This window comes from Brevibacillus sp. NRS-1366 (assembly GCF_050467985.1).
Map to the genome: position 1 here is coordinate 1 of NZ_JBITPN010000004.1, position 20,256 is coordinate 20,256.

Annotated in this window: 17 protein-coding genes; 3 read left to right on the forward strand and 14 right to left on the reverse strand. The window is 48.0% G+C overall.

The features are described from left to right. Positions 1 to 246: 246 nt before the first annotated feature. The 8 genes from ACIFQN_RS02670 to ACIFQN_RS02705 form a co-directional block, all read right to left on the reverse strand. The gene (locus ACIFQN_RS02670) at positions 247 to 1,032 is read right to left on the reverse strand and encodes a 3-hydroxybutyrate dehydrogenase (protein WP_429831483.1); all 786 of its coding nucleotides are present in this window, start codon (positions 1,030 to 1,032) and stop codon (positions 247 to 249) included. A gap of 46 nt (positions 1,033 to 1,078) precedes the next feature. Continuing rightward, the gene (locus ACIFQN_RS02675) at positions 1,079 to 2,464 is read right to left on the reverse strand and encodes a GntP family permease (protein WP_429831484.1); all 1,386 of its coding nucleotides are present in this window, start codon (positions 2,462 to 2,464) and stop codon (positions 1,079 to 1,081) included. A gap of 338 nt (positions 2,465 to 2,802) precedes the next feature. Next, positions 2,803 to 4,179, reverse strand: coding sequence for a sigma-54 interaction domain-containing protein (locus ACIFQN_RS02680; protein WP_429831485.1), 1,377 nt, complete (start codon positions 4,177 to 4,179; stop codon positions 2,803 to 2,805). A gap of 81 nt (positions 4,180 to 4,260) precedes the next feature. Continuing rightward, positions 4,261 to 4,641, reverse strand: coding sequence for an MmcQ/YjbR family DNA-binding protein (locus ACIFQN_RS02685; protein ID WP_429831486.1), 381 nt, complete (start codon positions 4,639 to 4,641; stop codon positions 4,261 to 4,263). A 36-nt stretch (positions 4,642 to 4,677) separates the two neighbouring features. Further along, positions 4,678 to 5,904: an MFS transporter gene (locus ACIFQN_RS02690; RefSeq protein ID WP_429831487.1), complete on the reverse strand. Its 1,227-nt coding sequence runs from the start codon at positions 5,902 to 5,904 to the stop codon at positions 4,678 to 4,680. A gap of 412 nt (positions 5,905 to 6,316) precedes the next feature. Then, entirely contained in the window at positions 6,317 to 6,835 is a 519-nt protein-coding gene (locus tag ACIFQN_RS02695; RefSeq protein WP_429831488.1) for a DinB family protein, read from the reverse strand. 74 nt (positions 6,836 to 6,909) lie between these two features. After that, positions 6,910 to 7,875 (reverse strand): helix-turn-helix transcriptional regulator, encoded by a 966-nt coding sequence (locus tag ACIFQN_RS02700; protein ID WP_429831489.1) that lies wholly within the window; start codon positions 7,873 to 7,875, stop codon positions 6,910 to 6,912. A gap of 89 nt (positions 7,876 to 7,964) precedes the next feature. Continuing rightward, a complete protein-coding gene (locus ACIFQN_RS02705; protein WP_429831491.1) occupies positions 7,965 to 8,624 on the reverse strand; it encodes a polysaccharide deacetylase family protein in 660 nt (219 codons plus the stop codon). A 297-nt stretch (positions 8,625 to 8,921) separates the two neighbouring features. Between ACIFQN_RS02705 and ACIFQN_RS02710 the strand changes: the two genes are divergently transcribed. After that, on the forward strand, positions 8,922 to 10,925 hold the full coding sequence (locus ACIFQN_RS02710; RefSeq protein ID WP_429831493.1) for a dipeptide ABC transporter ATP-binding protein: 2,004 nt from the start codon (positions 8,922 to 8,924) through the stop codon (positions 10,923 to 10,925). A gap of 68 nt (positions 10,926 to 10,993) precedes the next feature. Here the strand turns inward: ACIFQN_RS02710 and ACIFQN_RS02715 are convergent, their stop codons facing one another. Next, positions 10,994 to 13,225, reverse strand: a complete 2,232-nt coding sequence (locus ACIFQN_RS02715; protein ID WP_429831494.1) for a heavy metal translocating P-type ATPase — start codon at positions 13,223 to 13,225, stop codon at positions 10,994 to 10,996. Between the two features lie 422 nt (positions 13,226 to 13,647). Next, a complete protein-coding gene (locus ACIFQN_RS02720) occupies positions 13,648 to 13,935 on the reverse strand; it encodes a hypothetical protein (RefSeq protein WP_429831495.1) in 288 nt (95 codons plus the stop codon). A 171-nt stretch (positions 13,936 to 14,106) separates the two neighbouring features. On the opposite strand from ACIFQN_RS02720, the gene ACIFQN_RS02725 reads away from it, so the two are divergent. Next, entirely contained in the window at positions 14,107 to 14,487 is a 381-nt protein-coding gene (locus ACIFQN_RS02725) for an ArsR/SmtB family transcription factor (protein ID WP_429831496.1), read from the forward strand. 17 nt (positions 14,488 to 14,504) lie between these two features. Here the strand turns inward: ACIFQN_RS02725 and ACIFQN_RS02730 are convergent, their stop codons facing one another. After that, positions 14,505 to 16,688: a heavy metal translocating P-type ATPase gene (locus ACIFQN_RS02730; RefSeq protein ID WP_429831497.1), complete on the reverse strand. Its 2,184-nt coding sequence runs from the start codon at positions 16,686 to 16,688 to the stop codon at positions 14,505 to 14,507. Positions 16,689 to 16,839: 151 nt separating this feature from the next. Here ACIFQN_RS02730 and ACIFQN_RS02735 point away from each other — a divergent pair, with 151 nt between their 5' ends. Beyond that, positions 16,840 to 17,313 (forward strand): FixH family protein, encoded by a 474-nt coding sequence (locus tag ACIFQN_RS02735; protein ID WP_429831498.1) that lies wholly within the window; start codon positions 16,840 to 16,842, stop codon positions 17,311 to 17,313. A 5-nt stretch (positions 17,314 to 17,318) separates the two neighbouring features. On the opposite strand, the gene ACIFQN_RS02740 is transcribed toward ACIFQN_RS02735, so the two are convergent. From ACIFQN_RS02740 to ACIFQN_RS02750, 3 genes are all read right to left on the reverse strand, one after another. Next, on the reverse strand, positions 17,319 to 18,005 hold the full coding sequence (locus tag ACIFQN_RS02740; RefSeq protein WP_429831499.1) for a sulfite exporter TauE/SafE family protein: 687 nt from the start codon (positions 18,003 to 18,005) through the stop codon (positions 17,319 to 17,321). A 114-nt stretch (positions 18,006 to 18,119) separates the two neighbouring features. Then, entirely contained in the window at positions 18,120 to 19,508 is a 1,389-nt protein-coding gene (locus tag ACIFQN_RS02745) for a sensor histidine kinase (RefSeq protein ID WP_429831500.1), read from the reverse strand. Next, a complete protein-coding gene (locus ACIFQN_RS02750; RefSeq protein WP_429831501.1) occupies positions 19,505 to 20,185 on the reverse strand; it encodes a response regulator transcription factor in 681 nt (226 codons plus the stop codon). Before ACIFQN_RS02750 ends, ACIFQN_RS02745 begins: the two co-directional genes overlap by 4 nt. Positions 20,186 to 20,256 lie beyond the last annotated feature (71 nt).

The window sequence follows — 20,256 nt, forward strand, 5'->3', positions numbered from 1 at the left end:
TTTTCAAAGAGCATTTTTTGTCGAACGTTTTACATCTTATCACGTTCGTTATCTACGAGTCAAGAGTTTTTTTCAGTGAATCTTGTTTTCTTTTCTCGTATTTTGTCGTCGCTTGTTGGCGACAAGGAATAATCTATCACATCTAAAATAGAAATACAAGAGCTTTTTACTAGTTTTTTTAAAGATAATAGATTTAATAAAAAAAGAGCCCTTGATCAAGGAGCTCTCTACCTGTAACGATCCTCATTATTGCGCTGTGTAACCACCGTCAATGACGATGGCTTGGCCTGTAACGCCTTGCGCTTTTTTGCTTGCTAAAAACACGGCATAGTCTGCTACTTCCTGTACATTCAACAGGCGCTTTTGTGGAACCAGTGGATAAATGACCTCCTCCATTACCTTTTCCAGCGGGACATTTCTCGTCTTGGCCAAATCAGCCAATTGATTTTGGACAAGAGGCGTATCTACATATCCCGGGCAAATCGCATTGACCGTAATTCCGTGCGCCGCTCCCTCTAAAGCAGTTACCTTGGTCAGACCGATTACACCATGCTTGGCACTGTTGTAAGCAGCCTTGCCAGCAAACCCGATCAAACCGTTGATCGATGCCATATTTAAAATCCGGCCATGACCCTGCTGTTTCATAATCGGGAAGGCATGCTTGATCGCCACAAACGGAGCGGTAAGCATGATACTGATCATCTGCTCAAATTTTGCCGTAGGAAAATCTTCAATTGGTGAAACGTACTGCAGCCCTGCATTGTTCACCAGGATATCGAGTCTTCCAAAAATCTTGACAGCTTGCTCCACGCTTTCTTTGACTTGTTCTTCGTTTGTTACGTCGCATCCAAAGCTCACAACCTCATGTCCCTCGTTTTGCAGGCGCGTGGCCGCAGCATGAGCAGTATCCCGGTTGAGGTCCAGTATCATGACCTTGGCGCCTTCCTCAGCAAACGTCCGGGCAATTTCGAGCCCGATTCCACTAGCTGCTCCAGTAACTAACGCCACTTGTTGTTCCAGTAATCTCTTCATATTCCGATCTCCTCTCCTGCTGTCTACTCTCTATCTATTGAGCGGGTTATACAAAAATGGACACGGCAAAAGCCAAAATGAATACAGCCAACGTTTTTACAACGGTAATGGCAAAAATGTCTTTATACGACTGGCGATGCGTCAAGCCTGTGATGGCAAGGAGCGTGATGACCGCCCCGTTATGAGGAAGAGTATCCATTCCACCGGAAGCCATGGACGCGATCCGGTGCAAAAGCTCTGGGCTGATTCCAACAGCGCTAGCCATTTCGAGGTATTGTTTCCCCATTACCTCCAATGCTATAGAAAGACCTCCAGAAGCAGATCCCGTCACACCAGCCAATACGTTTACAGCAAGCGCCTCAGAAACAAGCGGATGATCACTTGCACCCAAAATCCATCCCTGAATCAATTTGAATCCTGGCAGCGTTTTGACAACGTTTCCAAAACCAACCTCAGAAGCCGTATTGAAGATGGCTAACAAAGCACCCATCGCTGCCGCGGTCAATCCGCTTGCCAGCTTTGTTTTTACTTGGCGAACATTAATGAGCAGAGCTGCAATGATCCCCAAACTCAATGAGATAATGAGTGCCCACGATGAAACGACGTTCTTTACTTTTTCGATCTTAAAGGATTCTTTGAGCATCGACGGATCGTACCAGGTTTCCACTGTCCAAATCCCTCGGCTAAATAAATAGTTGCCCAACAGCACGAGTGCCAATGGCAAAATGGCTACCCAGATATTCATATATGACTGGTTTTGCGCCAGCTCGGGCTCGTTCGTATGGCCTTCTCCGTAGCCTTCGCCGGCTGCCGCTGCTTGCTTACGCCTGCGTTCCAGCCAAAACATCCCGCCAATAAAGACCATGATGGCACCTATCATCCCCACTACCGGAGCAGCGTAAGCGTCTGTACCGAAATACGTAGTCGGAATGATGTTTTGAATCTGCGGAGTACCTGGAAGTGCATCCATCGTAAAAGTAAACGCACCAAGTGCAATGGTACCGGGAATCAAGCGTTTGGGAATGTTCGCTTCTCGAAAAATTGCGGCTGCAAACGGATAAACCGCAAATGCTACAACGAACAAAGATACGCCGCCATACGTCAAGATGGCACAAGCCAATACGACGGCCAGAATCGCGCGGTTGGAGCCCAGTGCTCTGACGATCGCATGGGCAATCGACGCGGCTGCTCCACTCAACTCCATGACTTTTCCGAAAATCGCACCCAATAAGAAGATAGGGAAAAATGATTTCACGTAATTGGCTGCATTGGTCATGAAAGTTTCCGTATAGCTCGGCAGTAAGGCAAGACCAGAGAGAACAACGGCCAGCAATGTGAAAATGGGAGCAAAAACGATAACAGGATAACCTCGGTAAGCAAAGAACATCAAAAGTCCAAGGGAAAGAATAATGGATAACACTTCAATGATCATTGGATTCTCCTTTCAATTTGCCCTCTGGATTCGAGAAAGGCATCATCGGTGTTTTTGATCGGCCCAAAAGGAAACCGCTTACATTTTCCTTAATAGCAGGTTCCGTGCCAAAGCCTTACCTTCTGCGGGAAACTCTGTCACCGCCTGGGTTTAGCTAGCGCTTCTCATATTGCCCTTCCTTCCACCCCATCTAAAATTCCAGAAATCCGGAAAAACAAGTCCATGGTTGTGGAATTCCGCTGTCGTATGTTCCATTCCATGCGCGAAGCCATTTCCAGAAGTGCGGAATCTAGCAAAAAATCCGAATGTTTGGCTTAACTACCAAGCATCCGGATTCGTCATTCCCTGTTATCCAGCTGGTACTTTTCCCATTTCTCATAGAAGCTTGATTTACTGATTCTAAGCAGCTTGGCCGCTTCCTGCTTGTTCCCCCCGGCTTCTCGCATCGCTTGCAGAATCGCTTCCCTTTCCGTATCCTCCAGCATTTCCTTCAATGAACGAACTGGGACGGCAGCAGTAGGGGCTAGAGTACCTTCTCGTGCCGGCAGCCAAATGTGCTCCTTTTTCAATACGTCGACTTCGATCAAATGAAGCGCGCGCTCCAGCACATTCCGAAGCTCACGTACATTGCCAGGCCAAGAGTAGCTTTTCAGCACGCCCCACACCTCATCGTCGATCGCCCTGACTGTTACTCCCGTAGACTCGACGAGCTGCCCCAGCAGATTGGAAACCAGTTCTGGTAAATCCTCCAGCCGCTCCCGCAACGGCGGAATCGACAGAGAGACTACGTTCAAGCGGTAGTAGAGGTCTGCACGGAACTTTCCTTCCTTGATGCTTGCGAGCATGTCCTGATTGGTCGAGGCAATGACACGTACGTCGATGGGTGTCGTTCGAACCGCGCCGACACGCTCCACTTCTTTTTCCTGGAGAACACGTAGCAGCTTGGCTTGCAGAGGAAGAGGCATGTCTCCAATTTCGTCTAACAAAATCGTTCCGTGATTCGCCAGTTCAAATTTACCCTTTTTCCCGCGACGAACCGCTCCCGTAAAAGCACCTTCTTCATATCCGAACAGCTCCGACTCCAAGAGCGAATCGGGGATTGCCGCACAGTTCACACGAATAAAGGGGCCCATTTTCCGCTTACTTTCGGCGTGAATAGCATGAGCGAACAGCTCCTTGCCTGTCCCGCTCTCACCTGTGATCAGTACGGTCGAATCACTCTTCGCTACTTTATGAGAAAAATACTTCAGCTCCTGCAGCTTTTGGCTATAGCCGACAATCTGGTCAAAATGGTAGGTCGCCCCCAGCCTTCGCCGCAATTCCTTTTTATAATACGACAATTCGTCCTTTAACTGATCGACCATAGCAGCCAAAGAAGCCAGCTCCTGAACGTCCTGAAACAGCACCGTCCCCAAAACGGCTATCACTTTCCCCTCGTCCATGATGGGGATGCGGTGGGCGATCATGCTTTGCCCTTTGATCCGCTGAATGTCGGCGATCTCTGCTACCCCGGCCTTTCCGACGATATGCATCCGCGTATTTTCAATAACGTCAGTCACTGGTTGCCCGATAACATCCCGTACATTGAGAAATTCGCGGTAGCTCCTGTTCAAGAGCAGAATTTTCCCGTCCGGGTCCGTTACAATCATCGGTTCGTGGGCATTTTCAAAGACGCCTTCGAGCAGCTTGCTAATCTGCTGGATATTCCAATCCAAAACGGCTCCCCCTCTTAGATTAACGTGGTTCCGCCAAGCACTACACTGGGGCTGTATTTGACTTGAACAGTGGATGCTTTCTCAGATAGGGCTAACGAGTTTTGCCAGTCGCTTCGGTGCTGTTCGCAAGTACCCTTCCAGCAAATAATCCTCGATTTCTCGCCAATCCGTAATATGTTTCGCGAGGATGGAGGTCCAGCCGTGTTGCCCGATATACGGCGTTTTGTAAAATCGTTCCTGCTGCAAAAGAGCTTCTTGTGTGAGTTTAAGCGTTTTGATGGACAGAGAGGGGCCCTCTGGCCCGCCCTCTCCCAACATCACGAATGGCTTGTCGTTGACCCGAAAAGACGTGTGACCAAAAGCATCTACCTGCTCTGTCACCTCTGGCAGAAGCATCGCAATTTTTCTCACAGAATCCTCCAGTGCAAGCCCTTCCTTTGATGAAATCCTATCGTGCCCCATCTAGCCGTTCCTCCTTTTTCCTACCCGAAATGATGATTATGATCCTACTTGTTCACTAGCTTGCGTTCTCTTTCCTTCTTGCATCCGATAGAGAGGCATAATGAAAAGAATACCGATGATAAACAAGGCAGCTGCAACCTCATAGATGGTCACCAGCGATAGATACTTTTTCAGTACCCCTGACACGCTCATCATAATTACCATGGAACCAGTGAATAGCGGCGTCAAGATTCCGTTTACGCGTCCAAGAAACGAGCTTTCTGTATGCTTGAGCAGCATCGTATTGATCCCGATCTGAATACAGGGCAATAGCAATCCCGCAATGAGTTGGGCCACAAGCGTCAACCAAAGATGCGTGGAGATTCCCAAAATGGCAAATGCGATAGCATTCCCAAGCAGCCCTGCTGCCAGCAGACTTTGAGGGGGCACCTTTTTAGCAAACCCCATGGTAACCCCTCCTCCTACAATCATTCCCACACCTTGAACCATCAGTAACCATTGTAGACTTTCTTTTGGCAATTCCAGACGTTCCGTGACAAGGAAAATACCGAGTGGCTGTATCAAGCCTAGTGCCAGACCCGCGACCATGAAACAAAAGCCAAGGAACGTAAGGACCCGGTTAGATAAGACATAGCGGACACCACTAGCCATCTCATCCAATAGGGCAGTTTCTTTCTTTTCCGTTTCCTCGACACGATCCGGTGGCAAAAGGAACAGGATACCTGCCGCTAGCAAGAACGCTACGGCCGTAATTACCATGGCGACCTCCATGCCCCATTGTTGAAACACAAACGTACCCATAATCGGACCTAGAACCATAAATACAGCGAATAACGTTTGATAAGCAGACATCCCTGCCTGAATTTGATCTGTAGGCACATGCAGTTTGAACAGTTTCATACCAGACGGCTGAGAAAACTGCGACAGAATAGCAGAAATCAGTGTTGCAAAAAAGATGGCTTTCCACGTTCCAAACACAAACGTCGCCAAGACAGCTACAACCGATAATGCACTTAATAGCTCACACCATACCATGGTCCGTTTCGGTCGCCAGCGATCCGCAAACGTACCCGCTAAAAATGAGAAGAGAAAAATCGGAGCATACTCCGCCACCGATATCATGGAAATAGCGAAGGGATCGCCGCCTGTGTGCTCCATTACGTAGAGCAAGATGGCAAAATTGCGTACCCATATCCCGATCTGTAACAGCAATCCTGAAAGCAGAATCGCCCGTACATACCGATTTTGAAAAACGTTAGACATATAAAAAGCCTCCTTATCCATTATTTTCTGGACAGGAGGCATCGCATACGAACACAAAAGATATAGAACCCTTACGCACGCGTGGGTACTACCATCTGTTTGCCAATATGCACATACTAATCCTATCCAGAAAAATGCATCGTCTTATCCGATTGCTTTTTAGGAAATAGGAATTAGTAGATCATTGGCTTGATGGTCACCCTTCCGTGTTAGAATGTTCCAAGAATACCATAAAGAGTCGCCCGCCACAAGAAAAAATCGTTGCAGCTTATCCATTACAACAGAGCGAGATGACAAGCCAAACATTTCCCAATTTTGGAATGGAATCAAAAACCGGGTAGATGCGTTGTTCGGCCCTACTTCCTAATGCAAATGGAAAAAGCTCTGCCTACGCACAGGCAAAATCTTTGCCTTATTTCTCTGATGGAAGAACTTCAAACAGATAGTACACGTAATCGGAAGAAACGCCCGCGTGCCCCAACTGCCTCAGCATAGCGGAGATATTCCCGCGATGGTAAGTGCCATGATTGATGACATGCTGTACGATATCGCTGTAACGAGCATGAATAGTCCCCATCTCAGGATGAGAGTAGGCCGAAGTCGCGTCCAAATCGATCTGCCGAAAAAAGTCTCTGAACTTCTTAGCTAACTCGCTGAACTTTTCCCTGAGCTCTTCCACATCTTTCCCTGCGGTCTCCCCTGAAAATTGTCCCACCACTTGTCCTACTTTTTCGTAGCTCTCGCCTTGCATCGCCAAAAGCCAGACATAGTCTGTCAATAACATATGGTGAAGTGTCTTGGTGATCGTAGGAAAAACACTAGGTACCTCCTGTTCGCATACCTCTTTCGGTACTTCCTGCAAACGCTGGAATACCTTTTCATTTGCCCAGAGGTGATAATCGTACAGGCGCAGTGCTTCATGTTTCATCATCGCTTCCTCCATTCCGGTTTGCCTGTGCTAACTACAGCATAATCCCGATTCCCTGACAAAATCGGTCAGTGAAGTCAGGACGACTGATAATAATGGAGCAAGTCTTTTGCAATCGCAGCTAATCGCTCTTTTACAAATACAGGCTCGATGACGGCAATGGATTTTCCAAAGGGCAGCAGAAAATGAGGAAGATGCGTGTGCGCAAGCTCCTCTTGTAGCCGGAAGTGAGCCTGATCAGCAGAACGCTCAACTAGTGCATGTCCAAGAAGCCAATGACCACAGAGGTCGTTAATAGCTTGCTGTTTCCCTTTGATAAAAATAGAAATAAGCTTTTCGTGCTTGTCTGTTTCAGGAAGGAGATTGGTCAGAAAAAATTGGCGGGCAGAAAATCCGGCAGGCCGTTGAAAGGTCGATTCTGTTCGACTGATGGATTGGATGCGGTCCGCACGGAAACTGCGAATCTCCCTGCGCAAATGGCAATATGCGATGACATACCATTTTACCCTCCAATGAACTAGGCCGTACGGATCGATATGGCGAGGCTGTACATCATTCTCATATTTTTTTCGGTATTCCATGGAAAGCGTATGTTCATTGGCAACAGATAGCTCCAATTCCTGCAGCACAGACTCCAATGCCGGGTCTGCAGGAGGCAGGATGACTTCGAATCCGATGCTGTGACGGTCAATTCTCTGCCGCTGCTCTTCGTTTGTATAGCGCTTTAGCTTGGAAATGGCTCTGGTCAAATCTGTTCCAAATGGATAGCCTGCTTCTTGGGCAAATGCGGCGGCATGAACAAGAGCTTTTTGTTCGCCCAGATCAAAAAATAAAGGGGCTTCATTAAAATGCTGAAGCAAGCTGTATCCACCGTTGTGTCCTGCATCCGAAATGATGGGGACTCCACTCGCACACAAGGCATCAATATAACGGTACACGGTACGGATGTTCATTTCCAATGCCTCTGCCAATTGCTTGGCGGTCATCTTTTTTCCGGTTTTTAACAACCATAAAATGGAGAGCATGTTATCAGCTTTGGACATCGTTCTTCCTTGCGCCCCTCGTCGTTTATTTTCTTTCTATTGTAACAATCTCCTATTCATTCTAACAATGGACTTCCTATGCATTTTCGCTACCGATAGGCAGGTAAATGGAACATCTCCGAAATCGTGGAAAAGGTGTATTTTTTCTCACTTAACACTTCAATTACATATGGCAATGCCTCCACACTGCCTTTGAGCGTCTCACCGGAACTTCCGGCACAATGCTGCAAAACCACAGAGCCTGGACTGACATGGCCAAGTATATTTCTCGCTACCTGCGGGCCACTCAGCCCCCTCCAGTCCCAACTATCCACATCCCACAGGACAATTTCGTAGCCCGCAGCACCCAACGTTCGAATTACATCCTCATTAACCGCTCCATAGGGGGGCCGTACCAGACGCGGTTTCAAACCGACAACGGCTTCTATCTGTTTGGTGGTTCGCTCCACTTGCTCCTGAACAGCCGACAGTGGGATTTTGGTAAAATACGGATGATCCCAGCTGTGATTGCCAATAATATGCCCTTCCTCTACCATTCTTACCAGCATGTTAGGGTTGTATTTCACCATCTGTCCCACGCACATAAAGGTAGCCTTAATCTGATAGTGGGCTAATACATCCAATACTCGTGGGGTCCACAAAAGATCCGGTCCATCGTCAAACGTGAGTGCCACTTCCTTCGGCTTTCGCCGGATAGGAGCTGCCGTATTCACGTAACTATATGTCTGTCTTTGCTCTTCCCGTTTCATTCAGTCGCCCCCTGATTTTTAATTCTCAGCGTTTTCTCACCCTCCGCTACATTATTCACACCCCAGTTGTATGCTCCAATGCTTTGAGAATATCTCCGTTACATTCATATATATCGATCACCAACTGCTATCGAACTCCCGAGGCATTCCAATAAAAAAAATTTTAGCAATTTCCTTTATGAATATAGTATAATAGTGATAATGATTTTCATTTTCGAACAATTTCCTGTTTGAGAAATTCTTGGATATATGCCGAAGGGAACTTTCACATAAAGACTTTGGAACGGGGAGGATTTCATGGACAAAGTATTGGAAGTCAAAGACCTGCACGTCTCCTTTGATACGTACGCAGGCGAAGTAAAAGCTGTACGCGGCGTCTCCTTTGATCTATATAAAGGAGAAACATTGGCAATCGTTGGGGAATCCGGCTCTGGCAAATCGGTTACCTCTCAATCACTCATGCGTCTCATTCCTTCCCCACCTGGACGAATCCCAAAAGGGCAAGTTCTATTCGAAGGAAGAGATTTGGTTACCTTGTCGGAAAAAGAGATGCAAGATGTCCGAGGTCGCGATATCTCCATGATCTTTCAGGATCCGATGACATCGCTCAACCCGACAATGACGATCGGCAACCAAATTATGGAGAGTTATATCAAACACCAAAAGCTGAATCGTTCTGAGGCTAGAACCAGAGCAATCGAACTGCTTGAAATGGTAGGAATTCCGTTTGCAAAAGAACGGATTGACCAATACCCGCACCAGTTTTCCGGTGGGATGCGTCAACGGATTGTCATTGCCATCGCACTGGCTTGCAATCCCAAAATCATCATTGCAGACGAACCGACCACTGCTTTGGATGTGTCGATTCAGGCTCAGATTTTGGAGCTGCTCAAGGAACTGCAAAAGAAAATGGGAACTTCCATCATCTTTATTACGCACGATTTGGGTGTCGTAGCCAATATGGCGGATCGTGTCGCTGTCATGTACGCGGGCAAGATTGTGGAGATCGGAAAAGTCGATGAAATCTTCTACGATCCGAAGCACCCGTATACATGGGGTTTACTCGGTTCGATGCCGAATTTGGATACCAGCGAGGAAGAACTCATGTCCATCCCTGGCTCTCCACCCGATATGTTCCGTCCGCCTGTCGGCGATGCCTTCGCTGCTCGTAATCCCTATGCGCTCAAAGTCGATTTGGAATATGAACCGCCGATGTTCAAAATCTCTGATACGCACTACGCCGCTACTTGGCTGCTGCATGAAATGGCGCCAGAAATCAAGCCTCCTGCATCCGCTATCAGAAAGAAGATTGCTTCATCTGAAGAGCATAAAGAAAAACTCGATGTACCTGCTGCCGACACGGCACTGGAGAATCGGGAAAAGCTTCTTGAAATCAAAGATTTGAAGCAGCATTTCGATCTAGGAAACGGACATACGTTAAAAGCAGTGGATGGCATCAGCTTTGATATCTATAAAGGTGAGATTTTTGGTCTTGTCGGTGAATCCGGTTGCGGGAAATCGACGACGGGCCGCACGATCCTCCGTCTGTATGAGGCAACTGGTGGAGAAGTGCTGTTTCACGGAAAAAGCGTGCATGGAAAAAAATCGCACGATGAAAAGAAATGGCTAAATCGCAAAATCCAGATGATTTTCCAAGACCCGTACTCCTCTCTGAATCCCCGGTTGACGGTAGCTGATATTATTGCCGAAGGATTGGATATCCACCGCCTCCATTCAAAGGAAGAACGGACGAACAAGGTGTACGAATTGCTCGAAACGGTCGGACTTAACCGTGAGCATGCCAGCCGTTACCCGCATGAATTCAGTGGCGGACAGCGTCAGCGTATCGGGATTGCGCGAGCTTTGGCAGTTGATCCCGAATTTATCATTGCCGACGAGCCCATTTCTGCGTTGGACGTGTCGATTCAGGCGCAAGTGATCAATTTGCTCAAGCGCCTGCAAAAAGAAAAAGGACTTACCTATTTGTTCATCGCCCATGATCTGTCGATGGTCAAGTACATTAGTGACCGCATCGGTGTTATGTATCGCGGACGTATTGTTGAACTGGCGGAAAGCAACCGCCTTTACCAAAATCCGATTCATCCGTACACCAAATCGCTCCTCTCCGCTATTCCCCTGCCAGACCCGGATTATGAACGCAACCGTAAACGCATCCTTTTCGACGGCCAGGATTATCTGCAAAACCAGGGCGAAGTACGCGTTCTGCGTGAGATTGAGCGCGGTCATTGGGTAGCGTGCACGCAAAAAGAATACGAAATGTATGGTGGAGTGTTGGTGTAAGTCTTCTCTTCACAGAAAAAGAGCCGGAGGAAATTTCCCCCTGGCTCTTTTTTCTTTTGCCTTTTCCTTCATGCTTTCATGCGCAAGAGGCGCATACTGTTTAAAATAACGATTAGGGCCGCTCCCGTGTCACTCAACACCGCAAGCCACAGTGTGAGCCAGCCCGGAAAAATCAGGACAAGCGCCACCAGCTTGATGATGATGGAGAACCAGATGTTTTGCTTAATGATTTGCAGTGCCCTGCGACTGATGGCAACCGTGTGCGGAAGCTTCTCCAGATTATCAGCCATCAGTACGATATCTGCTGTTTCCATCGCCGTATCCGTTCCTGCTCCCCCCATGGCTATCCCTAAGTCTGCGGTTGCCAATGCAGGCGCATCATTGATTCCGTCCCCGACCATCGCAACCACTTGGCCCTCCTGTTGGAGCGCCTTGATTGCTTCTACCTTGTCTTGTGGCATGAGTTCAGCAAAAAATCGGCTGACCCCGGCCTGTTTCGCTACTTTTTGGGCGGTACCGCTATTATCACCAGTCAGCATCACAATATCATTGATACCTGCCGCTTTGATCCTGCTGATGGCGCTTACGGTTATCTCCCTGATCGTATCTGCTACAGCGATTATGCCGATAATCATCCGGGATGTTCCCACGATGACCAGCGTGTTTCCCTCATTTTGCAGCGTTTGGATTTGCTCTTGATAATCCGCAAGGTCAAGGCCCAGCTCTACAAACAAAGCAGGCTTTCCAGCGTAGTACCTCTCACCGTTGATCGTAGCCTCTGCCCCTTTTCCTACGATGGCCTGAAAGTCTTCTCCAACCAGGGAAGCTACCTTTTTTGAATCGGCGTATTTGATAATCGCCTGCGCAATCGGATGACTGGAGCGATCCTCGATGGTTTTGGCAATCGCCAGCACCTCTGCCTCACTCCCTCGCACCTCAATCACATGCGCTACCTGCGGTTTGCCCTCGGTTAACGTGCCAGTTTTGTCAAAAGCAATCGCGCTAATGGCTCCTGCTCTCTCCAAAAAAGTACCGCCCTTGATGAGCACGCCATTTCTGGCCGCATTCCCAATCGCTGACACAATCGCGACCGGAGTAGAAATAACCAAAGCGCACGGGCAAGCAACCACTAAAAGCTCCAGCCCTTTGTAGAACCATTCACCCCATGTCCCCCAGGCAAAAAGCGGTGGAAAGACGATCACCAACAAGGCAAGTATCAGTACGATGGGCGTATAGATTGCTGCAAATTTATCAACAAAAGCTTGTGTAGGCGCTTTTTTCTCCTGCGCTTCCTCCACCAAATGAATGATCCTGGCAATCGCCGTATCCGGGGCGAGCTTGGTGACCTTGATTTCGAGCGACCCGTTTTCATTGACGCTTCCGGCAAAGACAGCATCTCCGGCAAGCTTATCCACAGGAATCGACTCACCTGTAATCGGGGCCTGATTGACACTGCCAGCACCATGGAGAATAGTCCCGTCCAACGGAATTTTTTCTCCTGGTTTGACCACGATCACTTCGCCGAGACCGATGTCCTCTACTGGCTTTCTTACAAACGTCTCTCCTTGCTTCACCCAAGCCTCGGGCGGTGCCAGGTCCATCAGGTTACGAATCGAATCCCGCGTCTTCTCGATTGATTTGGTTTGCAACAGATTGCCGATTGAAAACAGGAAAACAACCGTAGCTCCTTCCAGCCATTCGCCAATCAATGCCGCACCAATAGCAGCAACAGACATCAACACATTCATGTCGAGTGATCTGCTTTTTATCGCGTAAAAGGCACTGCGCGCCGGTTTGTAGCCCCCACAGATGATCGACAGTGCATACAGAATCGTAATCAGCAAAGAAGAAACGCTCACAACAGCAGAGCCGATCAATCCCAAGACCAAAAGCACACCTGAAATGATGGTGAGCCTCGCTGATACAAGGTCCGTCTGCGCTGCTTGTTTCTTCGTTCTTCTGGTCAGCGGCATAGCACTATAGCCTGCCTTGGCCACTTCGTTTACGATGGCCTCGTCCCCTAATCCCTCTTGTACGAGTTGCATTTTGCCGGTTGAGAAATTGACATTTACTTCTTTTACAGCAGGCAGTGATTTCATGTGCTTTTCCAATGATTTCGCACAAGAACTGCAGTCCATTCCATGAACCCTGTATACAACGGCCTTTGAGGAAAGCAGACTGACGCTATCCCCTGAGACGGCGACATTATCTAAAACAGGCTTGATTTTTCCCGAGTGCTCATGCCCTGTGCTACAATGATGATCACCGCAGCATCCATCGTTCTTCCGTTCATCTGACATCTGCAATCACCTATTTTCCAAGCTTCTATTTTACCCAGCTTTTGTTCATTCTATAACATTCAAACAAGTATTTAATTATTATATTATCCTACGCCTCTTGTTTGTTCAAGGACCGTTTGGAGTTTTTTACCTATTTCTTTTGAATGCTCTTAAGAAAACCTCTATCGAAGCCTGCTCATGGATGAGCGACCGCGTTTAGTGGAAGGTTATTCTTGCTGAATCAGGAAGCGGATGCGCGAGGTTTATACTTTCTGTTTCAGTAAGAAAACCTCTATCGAAGCCTGCTCATGGATGAGCGACCGCGTTTTAGCGGAATGTTTTCATGCGCTCCAGAATTCATAAGCGTAGCGCTTATAAATTCTTACACGTTGAAAAAAAAGAGACCCTCACTAAATGAGAGTCTCCATTCGAGATCATGCCTATTATTTTGCTAATGCGCTCGGACTGGTTTCCCAGCTCTGGCCACAATCCAAACAGACGCATTTGACCACTTTTCGCTTTTCTAGATACAAGCGGAAGGCGAACAAAACGCATGCACCTGTAAGTCCGAGGAACAGAAAGATTACGGGAGTTCCTTTCAGTGAAATGCCGATTACGGCAAGTACCGCGAGAACAAACACGTACACGATCGTATATAAACGGCGATTGATCATTTCGGTGAAATCAATTTTTGTAGAGCGGCACTTGGCGCATTTCTGCTGTACATTCATCGCTTTCTCTCCCTATTTGTTACTCTCGTGAAGCCGGGTCTAATCAAGTCCATCTTACACGAAAAGAGAAAGAGACACTACAACGTCATCAAAATGTCTTTTTTCCTTTCCACTTTTATTGGGAATGACTATAATAGTAGGACATTGTGCGTAAGCAAGAGGTGATTTCTGGTGTCTCCGAAACAGCGGGATGACGTCTGTGAAATTCAGTGTTTTGATGATGAAAAAGTAAACCGGTTAAAGCCGTACGCAACCGAGTCAGAAGGTGTGGCCAAAATCTTCAAGGCGCTGGCTGACGACACCCGTGCCAAAATTATTCACATCTTGTCTATGGAAGATGAGCTGTGTGTTTGCGACATAGCCGCCGTCATCGGCAGCTCGATCGCCAATACTTCCCACCATTTGCGATTGCTGCGCAATATGGGTCTCGCCAAGTTCCGTAAAGAGGGGAAGCTCGTATTCTACTCGCTGGATGATGACCACGTGCGCCATCTTATTTCTGCCGGGGTTGAGCACGCAAAGGAACAACGAACACCGATCCGAGCTACCTGATAGCTCGGTTTTTTCTTTCATCCCATTTTGCTGCTTCGCAGGCGAAGTGAATTCAACACCACCGAGACAGAGCTGAATGCCATAGCTACCCCTGCTAGCCACGGTTCCAAAAAGCCGAGCATGGTGGCTGGAATCGCAATCGTGTTATAGAAAAGAGCCCAAAACAGATTTTGTTTGATATTCTTCATCGCTTGTTGGCTTAATGTAAAAGCGTGCACGACTCCTTTTACATCTCCGTGCATGATTAAAATGTCAGCGGAATCCTTGGAGATATCTGCCCCTGTACCCAGTGCGATGCCGATATTGGAGGCCATCAGCGCGGGCGCATCGTTTACCCCATCACCGACCATCGCTACTTTTTTCCCTTTTTCTTGCAAGCCTCTGATCAATTCCGCTTTCTGTGACGGCAAAATCCCGGCATATACGCGCTCGATTCCTGCTTGTCTGGCAATACTCCGGGCAGTAAAAGGGTTGTCTCCGGTAATCATGAGGATTTCCTTGCCCAGTCTTTTCAGCCGCTGAACGGATGGCAGCGCATCCACTTTTACTATGTCGGACAAAACCAGATAGCCTGCCAACTTCGTGTCAATCGAAACAAGCGTGACCATCTTCCCTGAGGCCGCGTGTGCTTCTACTTTTCCCATGATGAAGGAGACGTCTATGTGATTGCCAACCAAAAACTTGGGAGAACCGATCAGGACGGAATGTCTCTCTACCGTTGCCTGAATTCCATATCCGGGATAGGACTGGAAAGCTGAAGCAGTCGGGATGCTGATTCCCTGATTTTTGACGTAGGCAACGACTGCCGCAGCCAACGGGTGCTCAGAAGTCATCTCTGCTCCCGCAACGAGCTGCAAGAATCTCTCTTTTCCCCAGCCCCGCGCTTCGACCTCCACAACCTCATGCTTACCTAGCGTCAACGTGCCTGTCTTGTCGAATATGACCGTATCTACCTTTTGCAGTGTCTCCAAATACTTACCCTGCTTGAATAAAATGCCAAGCTGCGCTGCACGTCCTGATACTACCAAAATAGACATGGGCGTGGCGAGTCCGAGTGCACATGGGCACGCAATGATGAGAACCGCAATCGCTTTTTCGAGTGATTCGCCAAATGCTTGCGCGGTAAAAAAATAATACCAGGCTGCAAAGGTAATCAAGGCTATCGTAATAATGATCGGGACAAAAACATCGGTAATTTCATCGGCCAGCCTTTGAATGGGCGCTTTTGAGAGCTGAGCTTCCTCCACCGTTTTAATCACTTGTGTCAATGCCGTATCGTTACCGACTTTCGTTGTCTGCACCTTTAGCCAACCGCTTTGATTTACCGTCGCTCCAATGACAGTGTGGCCGCTCCATTTTTCTACCGGAAGGCTTTCGCCTGTAAAAATCGATTGATCAATGCTTGCATGCCCTTCCAGGACGAGACCATCCGTCGGAATCCGTTCACCCGGTTTCACAATAAAAATATCCCCTACAACCAGCTCTTCCACGGGAACTTCGTATAAATCCTGATTGCGCAGGATGTTGGCTACCTTGGGCTGGAGCTGGTGGAGCTGCCTGATGGCATTTCTCGTCCGATCCTTGGCCATCGCCTCCAAATATTTGCCCAACAGTAAAAAGGTAAAAATGACCGCACACGATTCGTAGTAGAGGGTCAGACCGTGAAAAGGAAGTCCGATTGACGTGAAGGTCAGGTAATGGCTGTACAAAAAAGCAGCCGAGGTACTGAGTACGACGAGTACATCCATGTTGGCGGTCTTGCTGCGAAGTGCATTCCAGGCGCCTATATAAAAGGATTGTCCGATGAAAAGTTGGATGGGCAATGCGAGTCCAAACTGGAAAAAGGGGTTCAAAAACATTTCAGGTACCCAGATAAACTGTGTAAAAGAAAAGTGGGAAGCCATCGCCCAGAGCAGAGGCAGCGTGAGGATAGCAGATAGGATAAAGCGTTGCAGCAATATTGTTTTTTCCGAATGCGGTTCTTCGAGATTCAATGTAGCTTGGAAGCCCAATCTTTCAATCTTCTCTATGATTTCCTGATCATTGATTTGTGCACCGTCATAGGCAACGCGCGCTTTGTTCGTAGTCAAATTGACCTGAACCTCAATTACGCCGTCTGTCTTCTTCAATCGCTTCTCTATACGGTTGGCACAAGCAGCGCAGGTCATTCCCTTTACTTGATAAATTTGCACTGTCGTCATATATGAACGCCCCTTTATTTCCAAAACATGTCCCCCTTTAATCGTATGCGTGGCGACAAATTTATAGAAGAGGACGTATGAAATGCCGAATGCGTGAATACGATAAGGTGCTTGCAATCATGGAAGTAATGAAAAGATCCTAATATGTATCGTGAAAGTGGTGAGTGTCCTGAGAAAATCGGCTTCGGCGTTCGTGTTCGCAGTCTCGCTCTTTCCTCTCTTGCTGCTTCCTGCCTGCTCTGCGCAAGACCAACAAGCGCATTCTCACCACGAAGCATCTGCTCCCGCTGCTTCGATAGCCCCTACTCTCGTATTACAGGAACAATCTATTCTTCTCCAAGTCGAGCTTGAGCCTGCTCCCGCCAAGATTTTAAAAGAAAATCAACTGCGCATTATCGTACCAGCCGAATACGTCGACAAGCTGAAACAGGCAAACGTATCCATTGCCCTAACCATGCTAGATATGGACCATGGCGCTGTCTCCTTCCAGGCTGAAGAGTCCGAGGCTGGCCAGTATATCGCAAATGTCGTCCCGACCATGGTCGGAAATTGGCTGGCCACGATTACTTTTGAAATAGACGGGAAACCGGTGACGGCTACCTACGCCTTTGAAGCGGTTCCGTAAGCTTTTTACCATATCCACGGATTTACATGCGGGATCCAGCCATTGATGACCATTCCTCTCAGAATAGAGATTACACCAATAACGAGGGCGAGCGTATTGCCGATCAGCATTACTTTGGACCGCAGCGCTTTGGACAGGACAAACGAAAATACTCCAACCAAAACAAGCGCAGGAAGTGTACCCAATCCAAAAAACAGCAAGGTGCTCGCCCCTTGTAAGACACTTCCCGAGGCTGCTGCCCTCATGTGCATCGTATAAGTTAAGCCACAAGGCAAAAAGCCCAATAATAAACCGCTGACAAAGACTGGGATTACACCCGAACGCGTTTTCAAGAGTTGAAGCAGCTTTTGAATCGAGGGTAGCTCCAATGGGCTCCATTTGTCCAGCGGCAATGCGACCTTTTTTGCGATCCACAAAATAATAAACAGACCTCCGAGAATATTCGCGATGCCTTGTAAACCTACGATCGTCCCGGCCGCATTGACAAATGACCCGATAAATCCCATGAATGCACCGACTACCATGTAAGTCATGATTCTGCCCAAATTGTACGCCATGATCGTTTGCGCAAGCGACGCCCTAGACTGAAAGGTCATTGCCGACATGATTCCCCCACACATTCCCATGCAGTGAGGAGCGCTGAACAGCCCTGTCAAAAGGATCAGCAGGTAATCTTGGAGACTGGCACTCATCGAATTTGTCCCTCTTTCGTATGTCGAATCATCCCTTCTCCTAAGGTAATGGAGTCAGCGCGCTTTTATGACCTGGATCTGCATACGCAAAAGAACCCCCGAAGCCCGTCCTGCTCAGGGGGTACTCTCATGAATGGGAAGACTTACGGTTATCGTCGTTCCCTCTTTTTCTTTGCTTTGGAACTGGATGGTTCCACCAGCTACCTGTACAATTTTCCGCACGATGGACAGTCCCAATCCACTCCCCGTCGCTTCCCGGTTGCGAGACTTGTCTCCTTTGTAAAAACGGTCAAAAATATGCTGCAGCTCATCTTCGGATATCCCGATACCATTGTCCTGAATCGTCACCGCGATTTGCGTATCGACTTGGATCCCGATCGAAATCACTCCAGAGGGATGCGTAAACTTGATGCTGTTGGATATCAGGTTGATCCATACTTGATTCAGCAACTGTTTGTCACTAAAAATCAACGTTTCCGGCAAATCCAGCTCTACGGTTAGCCCCTTGCTTTGCCACTGATGCTCCAACATGAGCAGCACTTGCCGGATTTGCTCATCGAGACGATAGACCGTCGGTTCATACTGGCTCGTTTCTTTATCCAGGGAGGCGAGGGTAAGCAATTGCTTGCTCAATGAGGATAGGCGACGGCTCTCCTCCTCGATAATGGCTAAATATGCTTCCTGCTGCTCCCGAGTCGCACCCCCGCTTCTGATCGCTTGAGAAAACCCTTGGATCGAAGTAAGGGGAGATTGGATTTCGTGGGATACATTGGAGACGAATTCCTGACGCATCTGATCCAACTGCTTGAGCGATTGCGTCATTTGAGTGAAATTTACCGCCAAATCCCCGATTTCGTCACGCCGCAAAATGTCCAGCCTAATATCATAATCGCCCTCTGCGAGCTTTTTCGTAGCTTTTGTTAAGATCTGTATTGGTTTCACCAAATAGCGAGTAAAAACTAGGATCAATATCATGCTTAGTAAAAACATCGCCGCTAGCAGAAAGGCAAATAGAATATGAACCTCGCCAAACTGCTGCTCAATGTTCGGACGTACAAACAGCGCGTATCGCTTGCCATTTGCCGTGAGTGGCAGACCGATACTATTTTTAAGCGTATTCTCAAAAAATCCGGTCACGAACAAGCCGTGCTTTTCTTCTGTAATTCCTCGATAAATCTCACCGGACAACACCTTCTGTACAACTTCAGGCGCGACCTCAAGCTCACGAAATGGCGCCCCGAATTCGCTTTTCACTCCCTTTTCATCCACGAGATAGAGCTGGAAGTTCAGATTCGCGATGCGCATCATAAACCCTTGTATATCGAGCTGGGAATTATGCTCGTACAAGTCGATGATCTGCTGTCCGATCCGGGTAATTTTTTCTTCATTATACGCACGTAGATTGCGCTGATAATACTCATTCGCCAGCAAAAAACCGAGTGTCCCGCTGATGATGACGATGGCAATAAACGTGAGGACAAGTCGCACGTAAAGGGATTTCAAGAGCTTGTTACCTCCAGTTTGTAGCCCAAACCACGGACGGTAGAAATCACAAAGTCGTCCGTTTTGTCCGTAAATTTTTCCCGCAGTCGCTTGATGTGCACATCAATGGTCCGGCTCTCGCTCTCGTTATTGCTTCCCCACACCAGCTCAAGCAATTCGTCTCTTGTAAAGGTCCGGTCCGGAAAGCTGGCTAGCTGGACGAGCAGTTCAAACTCCTTGAGCGGAAGATGAATGACCTCGTCTCCGATCTTCACCACATGGCTCAGCCGATCAATTACGGTTTTGTTCATGACAATGACTTGTTTACTGACCATTTGGTAACGACGCAGCAAAGCCTTGATGCGATAGAGCAATTCCGTCGGTTCAAACGGCTTGGTGAGGTAATCATCTGTTCCCGCCCGAAATCCCTTTTCCTTGTCTCTCACCTCGCCTTTGGCGGTTAGCATGATGACAGGAATATCGTACGTCTCTCGTATTTGACGGCATAGCTCCAAACCGTTTTTTCCGGGCATCATGATATCTATGATCGCTAGATGAATGACTTCCTCTTCTAAAAGGAGGGCAGCCTTCTCTCCGTCAGAAGCCGCCACGATGTGATATCCCTCTTTGGTCAAATAAAATCGCAACAACTCGCGAATGTGCGGATCGTCATCCGCAATCAGCACGGTTACTCTCATTCGGATTCCTCCTTGTTACGCCAGTCTCAGGCTATATGTGTAACATACATTCCTGCATACATGATCATTCT